The sequence below is a fragment of the Eubacterium sp. MSJ-33 genome (assembly GCF_022174665.1).
GTDB lineage: Bacteria > Bacillota > Clostridia > Lachnospirales > Lachnospiraceae > Coprococcus_C.
Window position 1 is genome coordinate 2,713,645 of the sequence record NZ_CP076562.1, and the last position, 26,366, is coordinate 2,740,010.

The 26,366-nt window shown below is 42.3% G+C and carries 23 protein-coding genes; 19 read left to right on the top strand and 4 right to left on the bottom strand.

All coding sequences use genetic code 11. From position 1 onward, the window contains the following. Window positions 1–69: 69 nt before the first annotated feature. Together KP625_RS12590 and KP625_RS12595 are read left to right on the top strand one after the other, a co-directional pair. Window positions 70–516, top strand: a complete 447-nt coding sequence (locus KP625_RS12590) for an SF0329 family protein (protein ID WP_238298213.1) — start codon at window positions 70–72, stop codon at window positions 514–516. Window positions 517–618: 102 nt separating this feature from the next. Continuing rightward, window positions 619–4,566, top strand: a complete 3,948-nt coding sequence (locus KP625_RS12595; protein WP_238298215.1) for a carbohydrate binding domain-containing protein — start codon at window positions 619–621, stop codon at window positions 4,564–4,566. A 50-nt stretch (window positions 4,567–4,616) separates the two neighbouring features. Here KP625_RS12595 and KP625_RS12600 read toward each other — a convergent pair whose 3' ends face one another. Then, on the bottom strand, window positions 4,617–5,369 hold the full coding sequence (locus KP625_RS12600) for a helix-turn-helix domain-containing protein (RefSeq protein ID WP_238298216.1): 753 nt from the start codon (window positions 5,367–5,369) through the stop codon (window positions 4,617–4,619). Between the two features lie 121 nt (window positions 5,370–5,490). On the opposite strand from KP625_RS12600, the gene KP625_RS12605 reads away from it, so the two are divergent. The 6 genes from KP625_RS12605 (at window position 5,491) to KP625_RS12630 (ending at window position 10,818) form a co-directional block, all read left to right on the top strand. Then, window positions 5,491–6,033, top strand: coding sequence for a GNAT family N-acetyltransferase (locus tag KP625_RS12605; protein WP_238298217.1), 543 nt, complete (start codon window positions 5,491–5,493; stop codon window positions 6,031–6,033). A gap of 124 nt (window positions 6,034–6,157) precedes the next feature. Continuing rightward, entirely contained in the window at window positions 6,158–6,370 is a 213-nt protein-coding gene (locus KP625_RS12610; RefSeq protein WP_238298218.1) for a helix-turn-helix domain-containing protein, read from the top strand. Next, window positions 6,367–7,263, top strand: coding sequence for a HipA domain-containing protein (locus KP625_RS12615; protein ID WP_238298219.1), 897 nt, complete (start codon window positions 6,367–6,369; stop codon window positions 7,261–7,263). The genes KP625_RS12610 and KP625_RS12615 overlap by 4 nt, the downstream gene beginning before the upstream one ends. Window positions 7,264–7,368: 105 nt before the next feature. Then, on the top strand, window positions 7,369–7,806 hold the full coding sequence (locus KP625_RS12620) for a hypothetical protein (protein ID WP_238298220.1): 438 nt from the start codon (window positions 7,369–7,371) through the stop codon (window positions 7,804–7,806). Further along, a complete protein-coding gene (locus KP625_RS12625) occupies window positions 7,796–7,963 on the top strand; it encodes a hypothetical protein (protein ID WP_238298221.1) in 168 nt (55 codons plus the stop codon). Before KP625_RS12620 ends, KP625_RS12625 begins: the two co-directional genes overlap by 11 nt. Before the next feature lie 209 nt (window positions 7,964–8,172). Then, a complete protein-coding gene (locus tag KP625_RS12630) occupies window positions 8,173–10,818 on the top strand; it encodes a hypothetical protein (protein WP_238298222.1) in 2,646 nt (881 codons plus the stop codon). 17 nt (window positions 10,819–10,835) lie between these two features. On the opposite strand, the gene KP625_RS12635 is transcribed toward KP625_RS12630, so the two are convergent. Continuing rightward, a complete protein-coding gene (locus KP625_RS12635; RefSeq protein WP_238298223.1) occupies window positions 10,836–11,546 on the bottom strand; it encodes a glycosyltransferase family 2 protein in 711 nt (236 codons plus the stop codon). 225 nt (window positions 11,547–11,771) lie between these two features. Here KP625_RS12635 and KP625_RS12640 point away from each other — a divergent pair, with 225 nt between their 5' ends. From KP625_RS12640 to KP625_RS12675, 8 genes are read left to right on the top strand one after another with little or no spacing between them, the layout of a single operon-like run. Beyond that, window positions 11,772–12,692: a FecR family protein gene (locus tag KP625_RS12640; protein ID WP_238298224.1), complete on the top strand. Its 921-nt coding sequence runs from the start codon at window positions 11,772–11,774 to the stop codon at window positions 12,690–12,692. A 15-nt stretch (window positions 12,693–12,707) separates the two neighbouring features. Beyond that, window positions 12,708–13,886 carry a SpoIIE family protein phosphatase gene (locus KP625_RS12645; protein WP_238298227.1) on the top strand — a complete coding sequence of 393 codons (1,179 nt, stop codon included), beginning with the start codon at window positions 12,708–12,710 and terminating at the stop codon, window positions 13,884–13,886. Window positions 13,887–13,907: 21 nt separating this feature from the next. Continuing rightward, on the top strand, window positions 13,908–15,704 hold the full coding sequence (locus tag KP625_RS12650; RefSeq protein WP_238298228.1) for a CHASE2 domain-containing protein: 1,797 nt from the start codon (window positions 13,908–13,910) through the stop codon (window positions 15,702–15,704). Beyond that, window positions 15,701–16,480 carry a sugar phosphate isomerase/epimerase family protein gene (locus KP625_RS12655; protein ID WP_238298231.1) on the top strand — a complete coding sequence of 260 codons (780 nt, stop codon included), beginning with the start codon at window positions 15,701–15,703 and terminating at the stop codon, window positions 16,478–16,480. The genes KP625_RS12650 and KP625_RS12655 overlap by 4 nt, the downstream gene beginning before the upstream one ends. A 15-nt stretch (window positions 16,481–16,495) precedes the next feature. Next, a complete protein-coding gene (locus tag KP625_RS12660) occupies window positions 16,496–16,924 on the top strand; it encodes an ATP-binding protein (RefSeq protein WP_238298233.1) in 429 nt (142 codons plus the stop codon). A gap of 23 nt (window positions 16,925–16,947) precedes the next feature. Beyond that, window positions 16,948–17,250 (top strand): STAS domain-containing protein, encoded by a 303-nt coding sequence (locus KP625_RS12665; RefSeq protein WP_177970456.1) that lies wholly within the window; start codon window positions 16,948–16,950, stop codon window positions 17,248–17,250. Window positions 17,251–17,292: 42 nt separating this feature from the next. Further along, window positions 17,293–18,591 carry a GGDEF domain-containing protein gene (locus tag KP625_RS12670; RefSeq protein ID WP_238298235.1) on the top strand — a complete coding sequence of 433 codons (1,299 nt, stop codon included), beginning with the start codon at window positions 17,293–17,295 and terminating at the stop codon, window positions 18,589–18,591. 36 nt (window positions 18,592–18,627) lie between these two features. Next, on the top strand, window positions 18,628–19,680 hold the full coding sequence (locus tag KP625_RS12675; protein ID WP_370641375.1) for a type IV pilus twitching motility protein PilT: 1,053 nt from the start codon (window positions 18,628–18,630) through the stop codon (window positions 19,678–19,680). 40 nt (window positions 19,681–19,720) lie between these two features. On the opposite strand, the gene KP625_RS12680 is transcribed toward KP625_RS12675, so the two are convergent. Beyond that, window positions 19,721–20,929, bottom strand: a complete 1,209-nt coding sequence (locus KP625_RS12680) for a hypothetical protein (protein ID WP_238298237.1) — start codon at window positions 20,927–20,929, stop codon at window positions 19,721–19,723. Window positions 20,930–21,147: 218 nt separating this feature from the next. Then, complete coding sequence (locus KP625_RS12685) at window positions 21,148–21,885, bottom strand: LytTR family transcriptional regulator DNA-binding domain-containing protein (protein WP_238298238.1); 738 nt, start codon at window positions 21,883–21,885, stop codon at window positions 21,148–21,150. 172 nt (window positions 21,886–22,057) lie between these two features. On the opposite strand from KP625_RS12685, the gene KP625_RS12690 reads away from it, so the two are divergent. From KP625_RS12690 to KP625_RS12700, 3 genes are all read left to right on the top strand, one after another. Next, on the top strand, window positions 22,058–23,983 hold the full coding sequence (locus KP625_RS12690) for an RNA polymerase sigma factor (protein WP_238298239.1): 1,926 nt from the start codon (window positions 22,058–22,060) through the stop codon (window positions 23,981–23,983). A gap of 274 nt (window positions 23,984–24,257) precedes the next feature. Continuing rightward, window positions 24,258–25,586 carry an aspartate kinase gene (locus KP625_RS12695; protein WP_238298240.1) on the top strand — a complete coding sequence of 443 codons (1,329 nt, stop codon included), beginning with the start codon at window positions 24,258–24,260 and terminating at the stop codon, window positions 25,584–25,586. 77 nt (window positions 25,587–25,663) lie between these two features. Beyond that, window positions 25,664–26,338, top strand: coding sequence for a DNA alkylation repair protein (locus KP625_RS12700; protein WP_238298241.1), 675 nt, complete (start codon window positions 25,664–25,666; stop codon window positions 26,336–26,338). Window positions 26,339–26,366 lie beyond the last annotated feature (28 nt).

Below are 26,366 nucleotides of genomic sequence, written 5' to 3' on the forward strand. Positions count from 1 at the left end.
TATAGTTAATCGGGGACGGAGTTTTTGTCACGATACTGGGTCAAAAGAAGCGTCCGAAGGAGGAGTACAATGGGAAAACGATGGAGCAAATTGCAGAGCAGACTCTATAATCTGATGGATGAAAAAGCGGAATTTCAGATTCATTGCGCTTTGTATGAGATGAATTCAAATGATGGGTATCATGGAAATAAATTGCCGCGGTATTTTATAACGATAGGCAAGGATGTGGTGTTCGATTATCCGAAACAGTTTGATACGACGTTAAAATATGGGTGGAATTCATATCCGTGGGATTGCGATATTTCAGATATCTCAGATGTGATCGAAGCGTATATTGAGTGTCCGGAAAATGAATTAATGCAGCCATTTACAGATGATAAATGGGGGATAACAGATATCTTACGGGCGTGTGACCGTAGAATCGGGAAGCGGCGGCTTATCCAGATGCATGATGAGACAGAAAATGCGGTTGTAAGAGAGATTATTGAGAAGCGATTGAATCTGAAAAGAACATGATTTTGACATTTATTCTGTATTGCTAATATATTTTTAATATTTAATTCCTTTATAATCCTATGTAGATAGTAAAATTCATGTAAAAATATAGGAGGGAAGAATATGTTAAAGAAATGCAGAATTTTGTTATGTGTTCTGGTAGCGTTTGTATGCTGCTGGCAGTTAAGTGTTCCAGCAACAGCGGCAGAGAGCGCAAGAGAACCGGAAGTTTCGGTGCAAACTGAAAAATCTAAGTATTCAGATGGAGAGGAAATCAAAGGAACTATCACAGTTAATAACATTACAGAGAATAATCTTCAGAATGTAACTTTGAAATTTAATGTTCCTGCAGGTTACACTTCAAAGGATGGAAAAATCGAGGATGGAAAATGGTGCAGTACGATTTCGGAAGTAGCAGCAGGTGCGAAAACAGAGATTGCGTTTGACTTTGTGAAGCTGGATACTTCGGTTGTTCCGGGAAATAAGGATGACGTTGAAAAAAAGACGGATGTAAAAGTAGATACAAAGGTTGAAGTTGATGTGAAGCAGGGACCGAAGACCGGTGATTCGTTTCCGATTGTAAAAGTAATTGTTGTACTTGCAATTTGCGCGGGCGCGTTATTCTTTCTTATAAAGTATGGGAAGAAAAAGAATATTCTCTCAGCTTTTCTTGCTTTGGCAGTGGTTATGTCCTTCTTGCCGGTAAGAAATGTATTTGCAGCGCAAAATCAAGAAACTAAGCTTGAGAAAAAGACGATAGAATATAGCAAAGATATTGTGGTTGCCGGAAATAAGACAGTTTTGAAGCTGCAACTCACTTATTATCTGGAGAAAACAGAGAGTAAGAACACCCTGTCTTATGAAGGATATAATATAAAATGGCAGGATGAGTTTAATGGTACAGAATTAAACCGTGATGACTGGAATGTGGAGCTTCATGATCCGAAGTGGGTAAATGATGAATGGCAGGCGTACGTGGATTCGACAGAGAATATCTATCTTAAGGACGGAAAGCTTGTGATCAAGCCAATTAAGACAGTAGCAGAAGATGGATCTGTCAGCTATACATCAGGAAGAATTAATACACAGAGAAAACACGATTTTACATATGGCTTATTTGAAACGAGAGTAAGAGTTCCAGAGGGAAAGGGATATCTTCCGGCATTCTGGCTTATGTCATCGGATGAAAATCTGTATGGTCAGTGGCCAAGATGTGGCGAGATTGATGCAATGGAAGTTCATGGAAGTGATACGAAAACAACGTATGGGACGATTCATTATGGAAATCCACACAAGCAGACACAGGGAACCTATACATTGGAGAGTGGTAGTTTCTCTGATGAATTTCATACATTTGCTGTGGAGTGGATGCCGGGAAGAATTAACTGGTACATGGATGGTATTTTGTATCATACAGCAAATGATTGGTATTCGGCCACAGAAGGACAGGGTGAAATATCATATCCAGCTCCATTTGATCAACCGTTTTATATGATTCTCAATCTTGCAGTTGGTGGAAGCTGGGTAGGATATCCGGATGAGACAACAGATTTTGCAAATCAGAGCTATGAAGTAGATTATGTTCGTGTATATCAGAAAGACAGCTATGATGAGAATGTGGAAAAGCCGGAGAAGAATATTGTATTTAAGGAGCCGGATGCAAACGGAAACTATATCACAAATGGTGATTTTGCAGTGGCAGAAGATCTTGCAGATGATAAGGACTGGACATTCCTCACGGCAAATGGTGGTGCCGGTTTAGCAGAGATTGCCAATAATCAGATTGCAATTACAACAAGCAACGCAGGCAAACAGGATTACAGTATCCAGCTTGTTCAGCCGAATCTGCCAATGAAGAAAGGCGCTAAATACGAGCTTAGTTTCAAAGCGTGGGCAGATGAAAACCGGACGATGAAAGTGGATATTTCCGGTCCGGATGTGAATTATGTAAGATATTTCAATGATACAGAGGTTGCATTAACAACAGAGCCACAGACATTCAAATATGAATTTACGATGGAAAAAGCGGATGATGCAAATGGCCGTGTAGAATTTAACATGGGTAATACAACATCTACAGCAGGAATTAAGATTACAGATGTAACTCTTAAGAAGGTGAAAGAAGAATCCGTAGAAGAGAACAATAAAAAGCAGATGCTGACAGATGGTAACTTTGTCTATAATGGTAAGTTCCAGGAAGGTGCAGGACGTATGCTTTACTGGGATATCGACAACAAGGCAGATGCAGATGTATCTGTAACCGGTTTATCGGATAACAGACGATTGAAGATTGTTGTACCGGAGAGCGCAACCGGTACTGTAACAGTTTCACAGAGTGATATGGCTATGGTTACGGGTGCAGAATATGCACTTACCTATGACATTCAGGGTGATGCGGGAAAATCTATGGCGGTGACTGTGAATGGAAAAACTACAACAGCAGCATTAGACGGAAGTAATCAGAAGGGAAATACGATTAAATTTACATCTGAAAGTAATAAGAATTTAAGCTTTGTGTTCTCACAGCCGGGAACGTATTATCTAGATAATGTAAGAATTGATGAAGACAGTCTGATTAAGAACGGAAGCTTTAATGCCGGTTTTGCAGGTTATGAGCCGTATGCGGATAGTTCTGCATCGGCTACATGGGTAGTAGATTCCTTAACGGAGAAGTCAGCCGCGGATATTACCATCAAGAATACAGGTGCGCAGGATTGGATGATTCAGTTAAAGCAGAATAATGTTGAACTAATCAAAGATCAGAGTTATCGCTTAAGTTTCAAGGCAAAATCGAATATGGCTAGAAAAATCATGTTTGCAATTCAAAAAGATGGTTCTGCAGATGGTGATTGGACACCATATTCCGGACAGAAGACTGTGGATCTTACAAGGGATTACCAGACGTTTGAACTGGAATTTACAATGAAGAATGAGACAGATTTGAAATCCATCTTAAGTATATCTATGGGTGCTGTAGGTGGAAAGCAGATAACAACACAGCATCGAATCTGTATTGACGATATCAAGCTTGAAAAGATAGAAAAACCTACAGTGGCGGAAAAACCGGTTGGAGAAGAGTTGATTAATAATACAGATAATGTTGGAAATGATGGAATCTCCGATGAAAACAAAAAATGGGAGCATTTTACAAATGGCAATCAGGTAACATTTAACGGCGGTACAAGTACCTGGGATATCAAGAACTTAGGAGATTATGAGTACTCCGTTCAGTTGTTAAAGAAGGGAATTCAACTGGAGAAGGGATGCTGTTATGAACTCAAATTTACAGCAGAATCTACGGAAACAAGAAAGATTAAGTATGATTTTATGAACACATCATATGTTTCTTGGTATGCGGGTGATACGATTGAACTGTCAAAGGATACGCCAAAGAATATAACATACCAGTTCAAGATGGATAAAGATACAGACGTGAATACTTTGATGACAATTTCCATGGGCAAAATGGCTGACGGAGAGACTGCATTATCAAAAATAACCCTGTCTGGTTTCAGCTTAAAGAAGATTGATGCACTGACTCCTACAGAACCACCAGTTCCGAGCAATCCAACGGATCCAGAACAACCGGACGACCAGAAGCAGAATCTACTAAAAAATGGCGATTTCAAAGAGAATACTACGGGTTGGATCTGTTATATTAATCCAGAGGCAAGTCTTGCTGGTGCTGCAACAAATCCAATTATCATTGATGGAAAAGCTGTCTATTATATAACATCTGTAGGAACTGCGGATTGGCATATACATCTCAAGCAGGAAGGCATAACACTGGAACAGGGCGAAACATATACGCTGACATTTAAGGTAAAATCAGACGTAGACCGTACTATTAAGGTCGCGAGCATGGATTCTGCGAATGAAAAGTGGTATGTAGACGGAGTTTCGGATATAGAATTAACTGCAGGAGAGGAAAAAACTGTAAGTATACAATTATCCACGAAAACAAATCCGACAGATACCAATGCATATATTCAGGTCGCAATGGGATATATTGACAAAGAACTTGGATCACACACAATTGAACTATCGAATTTTGTATTAACTAAGAATTAATAAAAAGTAAACAGCCTGCATATCACATTTTATAATGGGGATGCAGGCTGTTATTTGTCTTTTACTATCCAACTTGAACAGTAATTTAAGTCGCGGTATTTCTTCGGAGTCATGCCGACAAGCTGTTTGAAGCTCTGGATAAAGTGGCTTTGAGAAGAAAATGAAAGATAGTTTGCAATATCGACGAGACTGTAATCACAGAATTTCAGGAGATTCTGTGATTTTTCTATTTTCTTTTCACGGATATAGTCACTGATAGAGATACCAAGCTCTTTTTTAAAAAGTTTTGACAAGTAGCTCGGAGAAAGATTCGTGTATGCTGCCAGTGCTTCGATGGTAATCCGTTCTTTGATATGGGCATAGATATAGTCCAGACATTCAGTCACAGGTTTTGAAGTTGTGCCATTTCGCATGAGCAGCATTTTGCCGGTAAAATCGAGAACCATCTTTTCATGAAGTGATGCTACTGTAGAAATGTTATTTGCAAAATCCAGCTTCATAATATAGAAGTCACTCAGACGGTAAGCAAGCTCCATCTCCATACCTTCATCGACACAAAAACGAGTGATCATCGCGACAGTGATTACAAAATGATATTTGATGTTTGTAAGAGCATCCCGGGATAACTTTCCGGTTCCGCGTAAATCGGTAAAACGTTTAGATTCACAGTTCTGTCTTACGGTTTCCAAATCACCACGGCTGACGGCAGTATAAAACGCATATTCTTCGTTTGTCGGCCGATGCAGTATATCATCATTATTAAATTTATCTTCATGAGTCTGCCATTCATTTTCTAAAGCCATGGATTGCCTCCGATTTATAATATATAAAATTATAGCATGATAATGGTGGATGAACAAGCTATCTTTTGCGTTGACAAATGTACCGGGGTAGCGTAGTGTAATGTGTATTGGAGGAAAAACAATGATTGAAATACGCGAAGCAAAAGAGGCAGATGCAGCCGCGCTGCTTGCCATCTATACGCCATATGTGGAACATACAGCCATTACATTTGAATATGAAGTACCGACGCTGGAGGAATTCGCCGAGCGAATCCGGCAGACGAAAACAAAGTATCCATATCTTGTTGCCAAGCAGGATGGAAAAGTCCTTGGGTATGCGTATGCCGGGCAGTTTCATGCCAGAGAAGCGTATGCATGGGCGGTTGAGACATCCATCTATGTAGATGAAAGTTGCAAGCATATGGGAATCGGTGGAATGCTGCATGCGGCACTGGAAGAAGCATTGATGGAACAGGGATTTTTGAACATGAACGCCTGTATCGCCTATGCGCCGAAGGAGGACGAATACCTGACGAACAACAGCGTGGAGTTCCATGCGCATCTTGGCTATCGCATGGTCGGACAGTTCTATCAGTGCGGGTACAAGTTTGGACGCTGGTATGATATGGTCTGGATGGAGAAGCTGATTGGAGAGCATGGAGCGAATCCGAAAAGACCATTTTAATAAAATGTGAATTGACATAGCCGTACGGCTTATATTATACTAACAACAGTAAAAATAAGTCGAACGGCTTATTTTTGTAGAAAAAAATTTAAATTATGCCGTACGGCTAAGAGGAATGGTAAATATGAAGATAAAAAGTGTAGAAGAATTAGGCGAAGCGATTCGTACGCGAAGAAAAGAACTGCATTATACACAGGCGTTTCTTGCAGAATTTACGGGGTTCAGTGTCAGCTTTATTTCAGATGTTGAACGTGGGAAAGCGACGGCGGAGATAGGAAAGACATTACAGCTTCTGATGATATTGGGATTGGATCTGTCGGTGGAAAGGAGAGCATGAGTTGCGGGGCTTCAAAATCAGCCCAGTTTCTGGCAAAGGCACATCTATCATTGACTGGTGCGTCCGGAAAAACAGGTTTATATTATGATAATAAAGGTGGATGGTATATGCCGTTTGGGATGGCACCAAGTACACATATTGTAAAGCAAAGCCATGTTCGGCTGAGCGGAATCGTTGCAAATGAACAACTATGTCTGCGTACAGCAAAGATATTGGGAATAGATGTACCGGAAAGTTTCATTATATCAGTTGGAACAGGAGAGCATATATTGTTTGCGACAAAACGTTTTGACCGGCTGATGCAGGAAGATAGCCGGGTGATAGATGGTAAAAAAGTTCCGTTCCGGTTGCAACAGGAGGATTTTGCGCAGGCACTCGGTGTTCCGGCTTCTCAGAAATATGAGAAGATAGGGGACTCGTATTTAAAGCGTGTGTTTACATTATTAAGGCAGTATTCAGACAATCCGGTGGAAGATCAATTGAAATTATGGGATATATGTATCTTTAATTATTTAATCGGAAACACGGACAATCATATTAAGAATATCGGATTGCTGTATGGTAAGGATCGAAGGACAATCCGGCTTGCTCCGGCATATGACATTGTCTCAACGATGATTTACGAGGAGAGTACAGAACAAATGGCAATGGCAATTGATGGAGAGCTGGATATTCGCAAGATTACAAAAGAATCATTTCGCGCAGAGGCAAGGCATATTGGACTCGGAGAGAGAATCGCAATGCGGAGGTTTGAGCAAATGCAGAACTCTTTTGAACGTGCACTTGCACAGGCGAAGGAAGAAATACAGGATGAGGGATATCCGGACGTTGCGGGTATCTATGAGAAGATTTTGAGGAAAACCCAACCAAATCACCACTTAAATCGTCTATAAGATGAAGGGCTATACAAAACTTATAAGCGAGAAAGGAAACATACATATGGAAAACATTCAAGATTTAGTAGCGCGGGTGATAAGCGGGGACATGCAGGCGTCGCGATGCACAACAAACCGGATACCGGGAAACATTACAAGGACTATGACATCGTTATATGTGACAATGAGTATATGACGCTCACAATCGACCGCGTGTATGAGCAGGGCTATATTCCGGATCAGGAGGAAGTCGAATATCCGATCAAAGAAGATCTCTGGAACACGGAGAGCAATGTTGTACGCTACACAGTGAAAAATAATCTACATAAGCAGATTTTTTATGAGTTCCGTTTCTTAAGCGCAAATGGAGAATGGATGGATGATGACCGGGAGACGGAGACGACATGGTATCTGGATGCTGACGATGAAATGACGATATGCATGAACAATCCCAATCGCTTTATTGGGAGCACGGGAAGGGATTCGCTCACATGGGCGAAGACAGAGCTGTATGTGTGGATGATGAATGACGCGGGTGTTGCAGAACAGCTTGACATTTGACGTGACATTCAAGGTATATGATTACACGGAAAGCTATGGGGAATATATCAATGATAATGTGTATGGCGTCGCCCATAATAATTCAATAAAAGAGATTTTAGATCCAACCATGAAGCAGTACGACGCGCAGATTGTGATGAGAGATATAAATGATTAGAAAGGCGGTTCCAGCAACGTCTGACGGTAAGAAAAATTGTGTATTATTTCAAATCAATAATCTATTAAAGAACAAAAAAATGAATTTAATACAATGCCAAGATGAAATGCATCAATTTAACCTTGAATTTGTTTGACATACATTTGATAATTATGGTAAAGTTTACCATAAGAAACTAGAGTTTGTTGTATGCGGGAGAGGTACAATCTATGGAGAGACGAATTCGGGCGTTAAAAGCGATTATATTAGTAATAATAATGGTAATGGAGTTGTTCGGTACGGATGCTTTAAGGGCGGTTGCGGAAGAGATTGTGGAGATTGATACAATTGATGAAACACAAGAGTATTCTATTGATTTTAGAACGATATATGTTACTGAAAATGGAAAAATGACCGGTAAAATTGTCGGTTCCGGTGGAAAAATAATAAATGACGGAGAAATCAATAGTGTTACATCTGATGGAACAGCTATAACGAACAATAAAAAAATTAGTTCTGTCACTGTTCCTTCTCCGGTCGAAATCGTTAATGATAACAATGGAACAATTGGTGAGTTATCTGTGTTTAATGGCTCTACTGATAAATCTTCAACCATCAATATGAAAAGCGGAACAATAACCACGGTAAATGAGACGGGGAATGGAAATACAACTTATAATCTGGAAGGAGGAACGATAGGAACATTCACAGCAAGTGGCACACAGGCATCGAAGGTAGCCATCAAAGGGGCTATGGTGATTGGTTCTTTCAACGGAAATATAGCGCTGTCCGGTGAAGGGAAAGGGATTTTGACAATTACACAGAATTTGAGTATTTCAGACAGCTATTCCGGGGAATTAATAACAGTAAATAAAGACACAAATATTACTGTACCAGCGGGGAAGACTGTGCAAGTGACGTGCGATGAAACAGATTTCACCTTATCCGGTGTTACGGGAAAGACATTGACGGAGGCAAAGGGAAATGCAGTTACTGCAGAGCTGGCGGCTGCAACTGCAAATACAATGACGGTAAAGACTCCATTTCCGGCGGAGAAACAGTTGAGAAGTAAAACACCTGTAATCACAACATATCAAGCCAAAAAGGGGTATTATTTCCCGGAAAATTATAGTGTCAGTGTATCGGATACTACGGCGGCAACTGCTGGCGTTGTAAGGTCGGAAGATGCAGCGACAATTACAGTTAAAGTTACAATTAAATCAGACGGCAATAATATAGTTGTTACACTTCCTGCGGCAACAGAGAAGGAAACGCCGGCTGCTCCTACCGGATTAAGCGGTGGAGTAGGAAAGATATCGGGTGTTACAAATGCAATGGAATATAGCAAGGATCCAAATGCAAAAGAGTGGAATGCAATTGGGGGTATCTCGGATTTCGGAACCGGTGAGATCAATGACTTAGAGGCAGGAGACTGGTATGTGCGATACAAAGAGACCGCAACGACAAATGCGAGTGTTGCACAAACAGTTAAGGTAAAAGGGATTGGAAAAGCAACTGTTGCAGTTAAAAACGTAAGTTATGGTATGGAGCCGGAACCGAACGCGGTTTCGGAAACAAATACAGGGGAAAAAGCGAAAATAGAGTACAAAAAAGCATCAGAGGATGATACGACATATAGCCAGACAGTTCCAACCGCAGTCGGAAACTATACAGTCCGGGCGACCTTTGCAGAGACAGAGGCGTATGGGGAGGCTGTTGCCACAACAGATTTTTCAATCAAGTATCTGGAAACACCGGAACCGCCATATACTCTGATTGGAACAAAAGGAGAAAATGCATATTACACTTCTGAAGTGACAGTTACTCCGGCAGACGGATACCAGATATCAAAAACTCTGGATGGTACATATCAGGATACACTTGTTATAAAAGAAACTATGGCAGCATCGGATATTTACCTTGTGAAAAAAAGTACTGGGGAGAAGACGGATGCAGTTGTACTTCAAGCAATCAATATTGATACAGCAGATCCGATATTGAATGTGACGAACGGCGAGACATACAAAGTAAAATCCAAGGAATTAGAAGTTACAGATGCGAACCTGTCCTCTGTGACAATCAATGGAGCTGCTCAGTCTGTAAGCGGACAGAGTTTCAAGATGAACCTCGAAGAGTCTGTCAATCCATATGTGATTGTTGCGCAAGATGCAGCCGGAAGAAGTGTGAAGGTAACAATCTCTGTAAAAACGGAAGAAAAAACAATGAAAAAAGAAATTCCGGCGCCATCACCGGCGTATACATTATCGGGCACAAAGGGCGAAAATGGATATTATACTTCGAATGTAGTGGTAAAACCGGCGAAAGGATATATGATATCTACGGAGTTAAATGGTACTTATGTGGAGTCTCTGACGATTCAGAATTCCCAGTCAGGTACAAGCTTTTATCTGAAAAATGCATCCGGCGAGCGCACAGGAGCACTTCGATTAGAGACAATCAAAATAAAAAAGCAGACTCCAAAGCTGAGTCTGGAGAACGGGAAGACGTATTATGGAGATTCCGTGGAGCTTGTAATTAAGGATGCATGTCTGGAACAGGTATATTTAAATGGCGTGTTGCAGAATTTGAATGGAACAGAACTAATTCTGCAGCTTGGTTCCAATAATGGAAAGAAAAAATATGAGATTACAGCAGTTGATGTAGCTGGAAATAAAAAGACAATTCTTGTAACGGTCGCAGCAGCCTGGATGAAAACAGGGATAATCCCAGAGGGAGTTCCGGTTAATCTGGAAACAGGAAGCGGGTACAAGCTTGGAACCGGAAACTGGAAAGTACAAGGAGACAGCACATCTTATAGCGGAGGAACAGACTTCTATGTGAAAAAAGATGGTTCCTATACGTTTGGAAAGCAATAAGAATAATCAGCGGAAATTTAATTTAAAGGTTTTTTGCAGACAATAAAGTAAAGGTGCCGAACGCCATCGGAGAATGTCCTAAGGTGTGAGGCACCTTTTCTTTTATCACGGCGGAAGTTGATTGGAAGTTCTTTGATTTCGTGATTCCCATTTGCAAAACCGGCAATCATTTCCGTTGCAAATTCCATTCCGGTACACTGCAGATGCAGACTACGAATAGCATTTGTGGAAAAACCGCGTAGACCACAATGAAAATCGTAAATAAATGTATGAAATCGTTTCCTGCCCAGATAAGAGAGAACAGGAATCCCCAGATATCGATGCAAAAAAGGCATGGCATGTTTCTCCATTGTCCCGGAAAAACGATTGCCGACGACGAAATCGTATCCTTCCCGGAGGGTATCGACAAACGGCTGCAGTCCCGAAAAATCATAGCTGTAATCACAATCTCCCATGATAATGTATCTGCCTCTCGCGGCGTTGATCCCTCCTGTCAGGGCGTTCCCATAACCTTGTCTGGCAACAGAAATAACACGGGCTCCCATTTTTCTCGCAATTGCCGGAGAGCCATCTGTGCTTCCGTTATCTGCAACCAGGATTTCTGCAGATAGATCTGCATCCGAAAGAAAATTCTGGATTTCCCGTATGCAGAGAGGCAGTGTCCGACGCTCATTTAAGCAGGGCATTAAAATTGTGAATTCCGGATTATAATTAGATACTTGATTCATATATTCTCCATATTTTTCGTAGTCTATGAGCAAAAATTATCATATACAATCAGAAAAGTCAAACAGTATAATAAAGAACATGAAAAATGAGCTTTAATTGATAAAATCGATTTAAAATATAAATAAAGATGAGTTGCAATTGACATATATTTGGTGTTTTGTTAAAATTTTATCAGTTAATTTATGTTTTTTTCACTTATTTTAAGTAGAATGTGGGAGAAGAGGATGGAGAAAAAGAAAAGCAGACGTTGGATTATAATTGCTGTTGCAATCCTGGTGATCGCAGCGGTTGTTGCAATTATATTGCTGATTACAAAGAAGAAGGATTCTTATCGTGTGATTAAGATTTATGAGGTCGAAGGAGCGGCATTTGTACAGAGGGATGGCGTGGATGATCTCGAACCATATGCAAATATGCTTTTGAAATCAGGCGATACCGTGCGTGTGGATGACGGAAGCATGACGCTGAAGCTGGATGAAGATAAGTACGTATATGTGGAAGAAAATACGGAATTTAAGCTGATTGCACAGGGAACGGATGAAAACAGTAAGACAACAATCGAACTTACGAAGGGAGCAATCACGAATGAAATCCAGAATAAGCTTAGTACAGAATCTTCGTACGAGGTAAATACACCGAATGCAACGATGGCGGTGCGTGGAACCGTATTCCGGGTAGAAGTTACGTATGACGAAGCGGGTGTCTGCTATACAAAGGTTTCTACGCTGGAAGGTAAAGTAGCTTCCCGGCTTGTATATGCGGATGGTTCGGTCGGCGAACAGGAAGTGCTGATTGAACATGGATACGAGGTAATCATCTATCAGGATGATAAGAACACGGATTATATGGGAGATGTGGAACCGATTGATTTTTCCAAGTTACCGCAGGCAGTCAGTGAGCGGTTTGGTGCGTTAATCGAAGAATTAAAGGAAGAACTGGGGTTGAAAGAAGAAACAACCGAAACAACGAATCAGAAGAGCGAATATACGGTAACCTTTTTGTATAACGGTGCAGTGTTCGGAACCCAGACCGTGAAGGCGGGCGCCTGTGCACAGGAACCATCTCTTATGCCGGAGGCAGGCGGAAGCTGGGATTACGACTTCTCAAAGCCTGTGATGGAAGATATTACGATCGAGTGGAAATAATACAGGGGGATACATATGGATATTGAACGGTTAAAAAAGGTTACAACGATACAGGAATTTTTCCAGATCACAAACAAGGAAACTATCAGTGATGGCACGAAGGCATTTTTGGAAGCGATGAAAGAGGTACGGATTCCTTCCGGACAGGATATTGTGACCTATGGGCAGGAAAGCGATGATGGAATGTATATCATATTAGAAGGAATTGCGGATGTGTACAGTTCATCGAATGCCCTGATCAATACACTCTCAATCGGAGATTTCATAGGGGAACTTGGGTTAATCAACGATGATATCCGTGCAGCGACCGTGCGTGCACGTGGTGAAGTTGTCTGTGCCAATATCTCAAAAAAACTGTTTGATGAAATCGCATTTGAGAATCGCAAGGTCTATGGCACATTTATGAACATGCTCTACACCAAAACGACAAAGCTTGTTTCCGAACGGGAGCGTATCAAGTCAGAACTTGCGATTGCCACGCAGATACAGACCGGCTGTCTGGAGAATGATTTTTCATGCTTTAACCGGTTAGAATCTGTAAAGCTGACGGCCAGAATGCGTCCGGCGAAAGAAGTGGGTGGAGATTTCTATGATATGTTTATGATTGATGAGACACATATGTGTTTCCTGATTGCAGATGTATCGGGAAAGGGCGTTCCGGCGGCGATGTTCATGAGTATGGCGAAGACCCATATCAAGAACTACGCCACACTGGGACTTCCGCTTGCGGAGGTTGCAAGCCGGGCCAATAACCAGTTGTGTTATAAGAATGAAGCAATGATGTTTGTAACCGCGTTTATCTGTGTGCTGGATCTTGAAACGAACCGGGTTACATTTATCAATGCAGGACATAATCTTCCGTTTGTACAGAAGGCAGATGGAGATTTTCAGATGATAACGGCGAAGGCGAATATGGTGCTTGGGATGATGGAGGATGTTCCATACCGGGAGCAGTATCTGGACCTTTCAAAGGGGGATTGCATTTATCTGTATACGGATGGTGTGACAGAGGCATTAAACCCGAAACAGGAGTTGCTTGGAGATGCAAATCTTACAAGCATGTTAAACCGTCACAGAGAAATGGCCGGCGATGCAGATGCATTTGTCGATGCCATGTATGACGAAGTGGATGCATTTGCGGACGGGGAGATGCAGGCGGACGATATTACGATGGTGTATTTAAGCAGGAAATAAGATAGTACATAAGAGGGGTTTATGAAGAATATTATTCGGGATTTACTGGAAGCGGTGATTGTGTGGCTGCTTGTGTTTCTGATGACAATCGGCAATTTGATTTCACCACTTGATTATATTGTGAAAGATGCACTATACCAGAGACCGCGGGGCGTGTCAGGAGATATCAAGATTATCGGAATCGATGAGCGCACATTAGAGGAACTTGGGCCAATCGGAACATGGTCCAGACAGTACTATGCAGATTTGCTGGAACTATTGAATGCAGACGAAGCTTCAAAGCCGGCAGTTGTCGGATTCGATATCATTTTCTCCGGAAATGTAGATGAAGCAGGGGATGAAGCGTTTGTAAATGCAGCAAAAAAGAGTGGAAATGTAGTTGTGGCATCCCAGCTGATCTACAAGGAAAAGCCTGAGTTTGATGCAGATGGTGTGAAGTATTATCCGATCGATGCGATTATCTATCCATACGAAGCACTCCGGTCGGAAGTGACATGCGCTTATACAAATGTATCGCAGGATTCGGATCGTACAGTCCGGCGTGTATTGATGAAAGAAAGCTATGCAGGACAGGAACAGACGATGTTCCCACAGGCAATCTATGAACGTTACTGTGAGAAGACAGGACAGACAATCAATACAATTGCATCGGACAAGACCGGACGTACCTTGATTAATTATTCCGGCAAGCCGGGTGATTATGAGTGTATCTCTCTTGTAGATGTGTTACAGGGAAAGATTGATACCCGCGTATTCAAAGACAGCATCGTTTTAGTCGGTGCGTATGCGGCAGGTATGCAGGATAACTTCAACGTGCCAAACGGTGGCAATCAGCAGATGTACGGAGTAGAAATCCATGCGAATATCCTGCAGGCGTTTATGCAGAACCGGTTTTCCGTGAATGGAAATCCGTTCCTGTTCGGCTTGTTAACCGGATTTGTCTGCGCGATTCTGCATTTTGTGTTCAAACGGACGAAGATCTGGCTATCGGCAATATTGCTGATAGCAGGTGTGGCAGCAAACCTGATTGCAGGAGTAATACTTAATAACAATGGAATTGCCATCAGTCTGATTTATGCGCCGCTTGTGCTGATTGTCTCCTACATATATTGTCTGGCAATCGGTTATATTCTGGAGAAGTTGAAGCAGAAGAAGGTATTAAAAGCATTCAAGAAATATGTGGCACCTGAGATTGTGGATGAAATCTCGAAGAAGGGGGATTTTCATATCAAGCTTGGCGGTGAGAACCGGGATATTGCAGTGCTGTTCGTGGACATCCGGGGATTTACAACGATGTCGGAGGTGTTGGAGCCGGAGCAGGTTGTTGAGATACTGAACAGTTATCTGGCACTTACGACAGAAGCTATCTTCAAAAACAAAGGTACGCTTGATAAGTTTGTCGGCGACGCAACGATGGCGGTGTTTAATTCTCCGTTTGATCTGGATGACTATGAGTTCCGTGCAGTATGCGCGGCATGGGATATTGTTCAGGGTGGAATTGCATTAGAGGGAGAGTTGATGGAACGGTTTGGCAGAAGTGTCGGATTTGGAGTCGGCGTCAATTGCGGTCCTGCAGTTGTTGGTAATATCGGATGTGATTTCCGTATGGATTTTACGGCAATCGGAGATACCGTAAATACAGCAGCACGGTTAGAGGCGAACGCAAAGAAAGGGCAGGTTTTGATCAGTGATGTTCTGTATGAGAGAGTGAAAGACCGTGTGGAAGTGGAAGAAGTCGGAGCGATTCCTTTGAAGGGCAAGTCGAACGAAGTATTTGTCTATGCAGTGACCGGAATAAAGGGGGAGCGTGCAACATGAGATGTAAGAAAATACTGATCATCCCGGATAGAGCGGAGCTTTCTTCGTATACAAAGCTTGCAGACCGGCTGGATCTTGGATTTGAATACAATGATTTTTTTATCCCGAAGCTGCTGGATGATACAGAACAACTGGACACAGTGATAGGGGGGTATGAACAGACGACCGGAATGCCCGGCTATTGTACCTTGCATGGTGCTTTTCTGGATGTGACGGTGTTTTCCGATGATTCGCTGATTGCACGGGCATCGGACTATCGCGTGGAACAGAGTCTGACGATAGCGAAGCGTCTTGGTGTAAAAGGGGTTGTATTTCATACGAATTATATTGCCAATTTTAAGACAGACAGTTATCGGGACAGTTTTGTGAAGAAGAATGCCGCATATTGGAGCGGGAAGCTGTTAAAATATCCGGACATACAGATTTACATGGAAAATATGTTTGATGATACACCGGAACTGCTTGCGGGACTCGCGGAGGAACTAAAAGGATATAAGAATTTCGGTGTCTGCTTTGATTATGCCCATGCCCATGTGTTTGGAAATTCAGACGAGATTGGATTGTGGGTGCAGACATTGGCACCATATGTGAAGCATCTTCATATCAACGACAATGATTTCAGACAGGATCTGCATCTGGCTGTGGGAGATGGGAAGATCGACTGGGTGAAGTTTAAGAATTATTATGAAAACTATTTTCCGGAAGCAACCGTATTAATTGAAGTAAACGGCATGGAAAAGATCCGGAAATCGCTGAATTTTCTGGAAAGTCTGTGATGGAGGGCGTGACGATTGGAAAATAAAAAAGCAATTACCGTAGAAGCGTCAATGGAATATCTGGATAAGGTCACTTCTTTTGTTGAAGCATTCCTGGAAGATTATGCGTGTCCGATGAAGATTGCAATGAAGATCCTATTGTGTGTGGAAGAACTGTACGCCAATGTTGTAAATTACGCATATGGCTCAAGGGTTGGAAACTGTACAATTGAACTGGAAGGAAAAGCATATGAAACAGAAAATGAAGTCTGTATCTGTATGCGGGATCAGGGCGTGCCGTTTGATCCTTTTGCGAAAGAAGACCCGGATATCACGTTATCTGTGGATGAAAGAGAAATCGGCGGACTGGGTATTTACATGGTGAAAAACATCATGGATACCGTGTCCTATGAATATAAGCAACAAGAAAATATAGTTACAATGATTAAAAAATGGCAGATATAAGCTGCCGGAGCAGGAGGGATATTATGGAACTGAAAAAAGAACAAGAAGGTAATAAGCTTATCGTCAGTGTATCCGGACGTCTGGATACGAATGCTGCACCAATCATGATGAAGGAGCTTGAGGAGCTGCTCGTAGATCCAGTGAAGGAATTTGAACTTGATATGGATGCCTGCGATTATGTGGCAAGTTCCGGACTTCGTGCGATTCTATGGGCGCAGAAGAAGATGAATGGATTAGGCGGATCCATGGTCGTAAAGAATGTGATTGGCGATGTGATGGAAGTATTTGAGATGACAGGATTTGCGGATATTCTGACATTTGCATAGCAGAATCTGCAACATATATGTATGGCAAAAAGGGAGGTTACTATGGATTTCAAAGAAGAAATTGTACAGTTTATGGCTGACAAGGTAGGAGGAATCACAATTGTTGCAGAGGGGTCTGCGGAGATTGTCTATGCGGATTCGTATTTCCGGAAGAAATACGGGGATGCTGTTGTCGGCATGGATGCGGAAGAGATTTTTGTATGGAATGACGAGTGCCCGGCATTGGAGATTGGCGGGGATGCTGTTGAATGGGAATATATTGATACAAACACGAAAAAATATTTCAAATTCAATTCCGGACTTTTTGAAAAAGAAGGAAAAAAGTATAAGATTCATCAGATTACCGACATCACGGAATATATGGGACTGAACCGTGATATCACGAAATACATGGGATTTTTCCGAAAGCTCTCTAAGTTCCAGACTGCGGTTTTGGAGAAGCTGTCAGAGACATATTATGAACTGCTTCCGATGCTTGCGGATTACTTTAATACAAGCAAAGCTTATTTTATGATACAAAGAGATGAGGTCATGGATATCATCACTTACAATAAGATGGGAAATTTGTATAGTAATGACCGGATCAGTTATGATGCGGGCGTGGCAGAGTTGTTTGAGAGTGGCTGCGAGGATGATGTACTGTTCGGAAGCTTTGATGAAAAAGTGCAGGAGGTTCTCCGCTTAAACGGGGCGAAGGATGACAGTACATATCGGATGCTCGTAAGTGGTGAGATTTCCGGACAGCGATATGCGCTTTACCTTGGGGTATGGCCGAATATGGATTGGGAGTCCATGAATGAATCAACATTAAAAAGTGTAATCAGCCTGTATATTGAAAATGGAGTTATGCGTGAGAAACTGGTATATGCAAGCGAACATGATGGTTTGACCGGACTTTATAACAAGGCAAAATATCTGGAGATGGCAGAAAAAGAGTTCCTGTCTTTAGATTCTATCGCAATTTTCAACTTCGATGTCAATAATTTAAAGAAGATGAATGACCAGTTCGGTCATGAGGCAGGAGATAAGCTGATTATCAAGGCGGCAAACAGTTTCCGCAAGGTGACAAGCAACCGTGTGCATGCATTCCGTATGGGTGGTGATGAATTCCTGCTTGTTGCGGAGAATGTATCTGAGACTGAGGTGGATACAATCCGGCAACGCTGGGAGGATGAACTGGCAAGACTGAATACGGCAGAAGACGGTATTGACTGTGTCGTTGCAGTTGGTGTCGCATATGGTGAAAAAGAGTATGATTATGCAGCACTTTTGAAGCTCGCAGATGAGAGAATGTACGAGGACAAGAAGGCAAAGAAAAAACCGGGAGAAGAAATCCGGTAAGGGTATTTGAAAAACACTAAAAATGGAGGGTGAAAAATGGGAATGACATTTCGTGAACTGATTGATTATGCAAAAAAAGAAGAGGCGTCGGACGTACATGTGACAGTTGGTACAAATATTGCGCTTCGCCGGTTTGGAAATCTGGAGATTATGGAGCCGGCACCATCGGCGGAGGAAGCAACGGAACTTATCTTCAGTGAACTTAGCGAGGAACAGATTGCACAGGTAAAGGCGGGCGAGGATCTGGATTTTGCTTTGATGACAAAAGATGGTACAAGACTGCGTGCCAATATTTATCACCAGAGAAATAATATCGCAGCGACTTATCGTATTCTTCGTTCAAAGATTCCGACATTTCAGGAATTACATGTCCCGGATGCAATCCGGAAGCTGATTTTGGAACCGCGTGGACTGGTACTCATCACAGGACCAACCGGAAGCGGTAAGACAACCACGCTTGCATCTATGATTGACTATGTAAATCAGAAACAGGCAAAACATGTTATGACGATTGAAGATCCGATTGAGTATGTGTATTATCATGCAAAATCCATGATACATCAAAGAGAAGTCGGAAGAGATGTAGATTCGTTCGCAAAGGCACTCCGTTCATCTTTGCGCGAGGATCCGGATATTATCCTGGTAGGCGAGATGCGTGATTATGAGACAATCAGTGCGGCAATTACGGCTGCAGAAACCGGACATCTTGTACTTTCTACATTACATACAACGAGTGCGGCACAGACGATTGAGCGTATTATTGATGCATATCCGGCACATGGACAGTCACAGGCACGTACCCAGCTTGCGAATGTTCTCCGGGGAATCGTAACGCAACAGCTTGTCCCGATGGAGGATGGAACCGGAATGGCAATGGCAACGGAGATTCTGATCAATACAGATGCGATTGCAAACCAGATTCGTGAGAATAAGACACATCAGATTATATCTTCTATGCAGGGTGGTGCGGCTCTTGGCATGCACACACTGAATGCAGATCTGAAACGTCTGGTTCGTGAACAGAAGATTACAGAAGAAATGGCAAGAAAATATAGCACGAATGTGAAGGACTTTGAGACACAGAGATAGAGCAGGCTCAGACATGAAGCTATATGAATATTCGGGTTTGTTATGATTTTCTTGTGTTGGTACGATGGCGTTTGTGGGAATTTAAGAATTCCTTAGATACAAGCTTCCAGTCCACTCCGTAATAGAAGATCATGCAGAGACAGAAGATACTTGCAAATTGCGCCCGGTAAGTAAAGAAATAATGCAAAAAGGTGTGGTTTGCAAGTGTCAGAAACCGGATATACGGAATACAGTATAAAACTGTGAATAACCATGGCATATAATTCTTTTTTTCGTTCTTTCGGAACAGATAATACACCATTAACAATAATACAAAAACGCCGATTGCGGCGATATATCCGAATCCTTTCATGAAATTAAACGGGAATATACATGCGATATTCCGTAGAAATGCATTTATAGAAAGCACCGGCCCATGCAGGTTGCCGGCATCTCCATTTACCCGTGTGGAGGCGGATGATAAAGCCTGTGCAAAGATATTTCTTTTTAGCGCAATCGATGTAATGCTCCATTTGGCAATCCAGGAAGCCAGATAGCCGATGCCCCAGCAGCCAGAACGCGACAGAATGATTTTAAAACCGGTTTTTGCATTGGATAACCGGTTATTTTCCTGCATCAGGACAAGCAACAATGCAAGAGGAAAAAGGAGTGTAATTGTCTCTGTTGACAAGAAATCAAAATATGCGGTGATATTGCCGACAAGCAGGAAGAATAGTCCAGATACCTCCTGTTTCTTCTGATAGAGCAATATCGTAAGGATGCCTGCAATGAGCATAATCAGAAAGCACCAGATGTATTCGAGACTCATAGGAATGAACCAGAACGATACTGACAAAAGCGCAACGGACATAGCCAAAGCACAGATTGTGTGTCCGGATTTCGTCAGCTGCGTAAATAAAACGACAAATAGTAATGCCAGTATAATGGCAAAAAAGACATAAATCTGCCTGATGTTTAATATCGTTAGCAATGGACGTATGAAAATAGTTGAACCATGCCAATACCGGAAATAATCGTAGGTAGGTGTTACGTCGGAGGTTACTGCTGTATAGAGATTTTCATTTTCATTATGCGTTTCTGTATAATAATAAGAAGAAGTAAGCGGCGAGGTAACCGGATGAGCCGAATCAAAGTGATATAGGATATTCAGAAGGATCGCATCCGCATAGTGGTCGATGTTAGAGGCAGGATCCTGTTTTACCACACGATAAAATACCGGCTTTTCCAGAAAATATTCCGCTGACTCCATTGTATGTTTTCGGATGGCAGAACGCGGAATCAGGGAAACAGCGGAAAGTAAAAAAACTTCCAGAAACGTGAAAACAAGAAAAGAAACGATTCCGATGAGAATCGTTCTGCATAGGTTCCTGTGTGATTTCAAACTGTTGTTTTGCTTGAAAGAATGTTTCATATCGCCTCTCCGTGAACTTTGGTCAGTACGTGTTGAACGGTTGTAACAGGTGCCGGTTAACGGTTGGGAAGATGTGTGGCAGGAAGCGCCTTGTTCAGGTCATCCACCGGCGTCAGAAGACAGGCGCAAAAACCTTCGAGTGGCTGAAAACAGCGCACAAAAATCTCTTTGTTTATTTCCGGACTATAATCGCGGATGTAACGGCTACTACCATTGACAGCAACATCTGTATATGCAACCAGCCATTTTTTGTCAGCATTCGGAAATACTGAGAAGAAAGAATGATTCATCATTTCTTCAATCGTTTTTCCTTCGATAACTGCCATCTCATTGTTGCAATAACGGAATACAAAATCAATCCCATGTCCGTCATTGTTGAATATAAGCTCAATAACACAGAAGGCAATCGGCATATTGTCCAGAATCGAAAAACGGTTTCGGATATCGACCACTGTCTCGATGCTGTCCGCAATGCTTTGGTGTAAGGTCGCATTCAGCTTTTTGTGGGCGGCTGCCGTACGTTTCCTCCCCTGAAATTCGGCACCATCGAGCATATGATAGATGCCATCTTCAATATAATTAATCTGATTTTTGGCAACGACAATCCCTTTGTTTACACAGATAAAATCATGCAGTTCCAATGATTCAAAAAAGTCTTTGATTGTTATATAAGTAAGGAATGTCTGATTATCCATCGTGTGAATACACGTTTTACCATCAACACGTGTCAGATATTTGATATCTTCAATCTGAATATGGTTTTTCTTGAAATATTTTAATATTTTGCTGTCCATTGCAAAACTCCTAAAATTACTTTAATATCTATGATGTGAGTTTAGCAAAGAAAAATGTAGAAGTCAACGAAAGACCCATAAAACGATGGATTTCAAGAAATTTTGAAAAAACCCAACCAAAGGTGCGCATATAACGTCTATATAACGTAATAAGGAAGAAAGGAATAAGCATATGGAACAAATTCAGAAATTGATAACCCGTGTTATAAACGGAGACACGCAGGCGTTTGAGGAGATTTATCAGGCAACATACCGGCAGGTGTATTATACGGCGTTCAGCTTTTTAAAGAACGAACAAAATACGCTGGATGTGATGCAGGATACATACATCACGGCACTCACGCATCTGCAACAGCTTGAAAACCCGGAGCGGATTGTGGCATGGTTAAACCGGATTGCCGTGAACAAATGCAAGGATTTTCTGATGAAGAAGATCCCGGAGCCGTTAGAAGAAAACAGCATCGATACAGAATTGCTGGAGGAAAATGACAATTTCCTGCCGGAAAGCTATGTACTGAATGCTGAAAAACGAAAGATCATTTTGACGATCATGCAGGAAGAGCTGTCAGCAGTGCAGTACCAGACGATTATTTTATATTATTTTGACGGGATGAGCGTACCGGAGATTGCAGCCTGCATGGAATGCCCGGAGGGGACAGTCAAATACCGGCTGTCAACCGCGCGGGGGAAAATTCGGAACGGTGTGCAGGATTATGAGGATACAAGCGGAATCAAGCTGTATTCCTCCGGCAGTGTTGCACTGCTTACTGCGATTTTTATAGCAGAGTCACAATCTTTGAATATTCCGAATGTAATAAGCAATATTTTTGCGGGAGCAGCGGGCATTGCTGGAACTGCAGCAGGAGCGAAAGCAGCGGGCATTGCTGGAACTGCAGCAGGAGCGAAAGCGGCGGGCATTGCTGGAACTGCAGCAGGAGCGAAAGCAGCGGGCATTGCCGGAACTGCAGCAGGAGCGAAGGCAGCGGGTGTAGCAGGAAAAGCAGGAATAAAAGGCCTCTTTCAGACGTTAAAGGCAAAGGTGATTGCAGGTGTGACAGCGGCTGCACTTGTTGCCGGAGGTGTGACAGCCGGTATCCTTACACACAACAAAAAACCGGATACAGGCAACCATTACCGTCCGGTAGAGATAACCGTCTGCGATGATGAGTATATAACATTGACAATCAAACGTGTATATGAACAGGGCTATGTTCCAAGCGAGGAAGAAATGCCGATGTATCAGTTGGATCCGGAAGCATGGACGGGGGAAGACTGTCTTATTTATTATACGGTGACAAATAAGACGGATAAACTGGTTTATTATGACCTGCAAATCCGGAGTGTAAACGATGAATGTATGGATTATGACTGGGAAGCAACAAACTGGTGGTACTTAGATCCGGGACGGGAAAATATGGAAATCTGTGCAAATAACTGCAATGGAATCATGCCATACAAGGCAGGCAGAGATCCGATGACCCGGGCAAAAATCGAGCTCGCGGTCTATACAGAAGGAGAACTGGCAGAGCCGGTCCTGCAGGATCATAGCGTGCAGGAGATTGATTTTACAGAGGATAAAGAGACGCAGGCGAAGGCTTATACACGGACACCGGCGGAAACGGATCAGGTACTTGTTGACAACGACGAATTGCGTATTACTTATATAGGAGCCGAAGTGCATAATGCACCGGAGAGAAGCTCATTTAATGCTTATCCAATCTTTTATGTTGAAAATAAGACTGATCATGATCTGCTTGTGACAATGAATGGGACATATGCACATTATACAGGACAATTTGCTTTGTTTGCGGGATGCAGCGGCTATATGACAAGAACGAATATAAATGATTGGGATATATCGGATTCGGATGATACAGGAGCGGAGTATCAGGAATTTGCGCAAATGTATCAGGACAAGGCATCATTTGATGTAACGTTTGAAGTATATGATTATACGGCAAGTGGCATGGATTATATTGCTGGTGATATGTATTCGGCAAAGACCGGGCATACAGCCAATCTGCAGGATGCCTTGGCAGCATCGAAAAAAGAATATCCGGCGAGCTTTGTGCTTGTGGATTATTCAACGCAGCAATAAAGCTACCGGAATAATGAAATAGGTGTAAAATGTCAATATGGTGGTTTAAAACTGAGACGATAAACAAAATAAAACATTTTTTGAAAATTAAAGACAAAAATGAGAGAGAAAATATGGACAAAAATCAAAAATAAGTGAACGGAAGAGTCTGCAGGAGAAAAAAACAGAAGGAAAATAAAAGAGAAGATGTATAATTATCTCTTGCTATATTGTTGAAAAGTGTATAAAATACAAAATATCAAAATACTAAACCAAAAAGGATATATGGAAGATTATGAAGAAAGTTGTAAAATTCGGTGGTAGTTCATTGGCAAGTGCGGAACAGTTCAAGAAGGTTGGAGCAATCATTTCAGCCGATGAGAGTCGCGTCTATGTTGTTCCATCTGCACCGGGAAAGAGATTTCCGGAAGATACGAAGGTAACAGATATGCTTCTCCATGTGTATGAGACAGCAAAAGCAGGGGAAGATATTGCGGAAGAGATGAAAGCAATCAAGGCAAGATATGACGAGATTATTACAGGGCTTGCACTGAAAGATTTCTCGCTGGATAAGGATTTTGAAGAAATCGCAAAGAAACTGGTTGAGAATCCGCAGGTTGATTATGCAGCGTCCAGAGGAGAATTTCTGAATGGCAAGATTATGGCGGCATATCTTGGCGTTGAATTTATTGATGCCGCAGAGGTTATCTTCTTCAATGCAGAGGGGAATCTCAACAACTATAAGACAGAGAAGGTTCTTAGTGAGAGACTGTCAAAGGCACCACGTGCAGTTGTTCCCGGATTTTACGGACTTGGCAAAGATGGGAATGTCAAGACATTTTCCCGTGGCGGTTCAGATGTGACAGGATCTATCGTTGCACAGGCAAGTCAGGCAGATGTGTACGAGAACTGGACAGATGTGTCCGGTTTCCTTGTAGCTGATCCACGTATCGTTCCGAATCCAAAGCCGATTAAATATATTACTTACAGAGAGCTTCGTGAGCTTTCTTATATGGGAGCATCCGTTCTGCATGAAGATGCGATTTTCCCTGTCCGTAACTGTGGTATACCGATCAATATCCGTAATACAAATGCACCGGAAGATCCGGGTACATGGATTGTTGAGAGCACATGCCAGAAGCAGGATTATGTTGTGACAGGTATCGCAGGTAAGAAGGATTTCTGTACGATTTTTATCTCCAAGGCAATGATGAATTCCGAGATAGGATTTGGAAGAAAAGTACTTCAGGCTTTTGAAGAAAACGAGATTTCATTTGAGCATATGCCATCCGGTATTGACACCATGACGATTGTTGTGCATGAGGATGAATTCATGCACAAGGAGCAGCGGGTGGTATCGGCAATCCATCGCCTCGCGAAACCGGATTCGGTTGAGATCGAGTCAGGACTTGCACTGATCGCAGTCGTTGGACGTGGCATGAAATCTGCAAGTGGTACTGCCGGTAAGTTATTCAGTGCGCTTGCAAAGGATGGAATCAACATCAAGATGATTGATCAGGGATCTTCTGAGCTGAATATTATTATCGGTGTTAAAAACAAAGACTTCGAGCCTGCAATCAGGGCAATTTATGATACATTTATTGTAGATAAAAAGAAGAACTAATTCTAAAGATATCTGATTTTAACGAGCAGGCTGGGAATGCCTGCTCGTTGTTGTATATAACTTGGGAGACAAAAGATATGACGGAGCTACAGCGAAGATTGTTTGAATTGCAGGATAAAAAGTATCAGGCATTTCACTCAAAATTGATACCGAATATTGAACCAGCACATGTGATTGGAATCCGGACACCGGTGTTGCGGAACTTTGCGAAGGCGTTTGCAAGAGAAGATGGCGTGGAAGCATTTTTGCGGGAGCTGCCACATACCTACTATGAAGAAAATAATCTGCACATGATGCTGATCGGTGGCATCAAGGACTATGTGCAGTGTTTATATGAGGTAAAGCGCATGCTGCCATACGTTGACAACTGGGCGACATGCGATTTCCCGGTTCCGAAATGTTTTGCGAAACATAAGGAAAAACTGCTTCCGGAGATCCGCACATTTCTTGCATCCGGGGAGACCTACACGATCCGCTATGGCATAGGACTTTTGATGCGGTTATACTTAGATGCGGATTTTAAGCCGGAATATCCGGCGATGGTTGCGGCGGTCACATCGGAAGAATATTATGTGAATATGATGATCGCGTGGTATTTTGCTACCGCACTTGCCAAGCAGTGGGAGACGTGCATCCCATATATCAAAGAGCGGAGACTATCGCCGTGGGTGCACAGAAAGACGATTCAGAAGGCGGTGGAGAGCTACCGGATCACGGATGAGCAGAAGGCGTATTTAAAGACATTCCGGTAAGCGTGTACTATAATAAAAAGTATGGAGG

Bases quoted from the DNA above. Each gene is read 5' to 3' on its own strand.
- KP625_RS12640 (WP_238298224.1), top strand. From the start codon at position 11,772: ATGGAGAAAAAGAAAAGCAGACGTTGGATTATAATTGCTGTTGCAATC.
- KP625_RS12630 (WP_238298222.1), top strand. From the start codon at position 8,173: ATGGAGAGACGAATTCGGGCGTTAAAAGCGATTATATTAGTAATAATA.
- KP625_RS12645 (WP_238298227.1), top strand. From the start codon at position 12,708: ATGGATATTGAACGGTTAAAAAAGGTTACAACGATACAGGAATTTTTC.
- KP625_RS12610 (WP_238298218.1), top strand. From the start codon at position 6,158: ATGAAGATAAAAAGTGTAGAAGAATTAGGCGAAGCGATTCGTACGCGA.
- KP625_RS12605 (WP_238298217.1), top strand. From the start codon at position 5,491: ATGATTGAAATACGCGAAGCAAAAGAGGCAGATGCAGCCGCGCTGCTT.
- KP625_RS12695 (WP_238298240.1), top strand. From the start codon at position 24,258: ATGAAGAAAGTTGTAAAATTCGGTGGTAGTTCATTGGCAAGTGCGGAA.
- KP625_RS12655 (WP_238298231.1), top strand. From the start codon at position 15,701: ATGAGATGTAAGAAAATACTGATCATCCCGGATAGAGCGGAGCTTTCT.
- KP625_RS12615 (WP_238298219.1), top strand. From the start codon at position 6,367: ATGAGTTGCGGGGCTTCAAAATCAGCCCAGTTTCTGGCAAAGGCACAT.
- KP625_RS12595 (WP_238298215.1), top strand. From the start codon at position 619: ATGTTAAAGAAATGCAGAATTTTGTTATGTGTTCTGGTAGCGTTTGTA.
- KP625_RS12665 (WP_177970456.1), top strand. From the start codon at position 16,948: ATGGAACTGAAAAAAGAACAAGAAGGTAATAAGCTTATCGTCAGTGTA.
- KP625_RS12700 (WP_238298241.1), top strand. From the start codon at position 25,664: ATGACGGAGCTACAGCGAAGATTGTTTGAATTGCAGGATAAAAAGTAT.
- KP625_RS12590 (WP_238298213.1), top strand. From the start codon at position 70: ATGGGAAAACGATGGAGCAAATTGCAGAGCAGACTCTATAATCTGATG.
- KP625_RS12690 (WP_238298239.1), top strand. From the start codon at position 22,058: ATGGAACAAATTCAGAAATTGATAACCCGTGTTATAAACGGAGACACG.
- KP625_RS12620 (WP_238298220.1), top strand. From the start codon at position 7,369: ATGCACAACAAACCGGATACCGGGAAACATTACAAGGACTATGACATC.
- KP625_RS12675 (WP_370641375.1), top strand. From the start codon at position 18,628: ATGGGAATGACATTTCGTGAACTGATTGATTATGCAAAAAAAGAAGAG.
- KP625_RS12680 (WP_238298237.1), bottom strand. From the start codon at position 20,929: ATGGAGTCAGCGGAATATTTTCTGGAAAAGCCGGTATTTTATCGTGTG.
- KP625_RS12685 (WP_238298238.1), bottom strand. From the start codon at position 21,885: ATGGACAGCAAAATATTAAAATATTTCAAGAAAAACCATATTCAGATT.
- KP625_RS12650 (WP_238298228.1), top strand. From the start codon at position 13,908: ATGAAGAATATTATTCGGGATTTACTGGAAGCGGTGATTGTGTGGCTG.
- KP625_RS12670 (WP_238298235.1), top strand. From the start codon at position 17,293: ATGGATTTCAAAGAAGAAATTGTACAGTTTATGGCTGACAAGGTAGGA.
- KP625_RS12635 (WP_238298223.1), bottom strand. From the start codon at position 11,546: ATGAATCAAGTATCTAATTATAATCCGGAATTCACAATTTTAATGCCC.
- KP625_RS12600 (WP_238298216.1), bottom strand. From the start codon at position 5,369: ATGGCTTTAGAAAATGAATGGCAGACTCATGAAGATAAATTTAATAAT.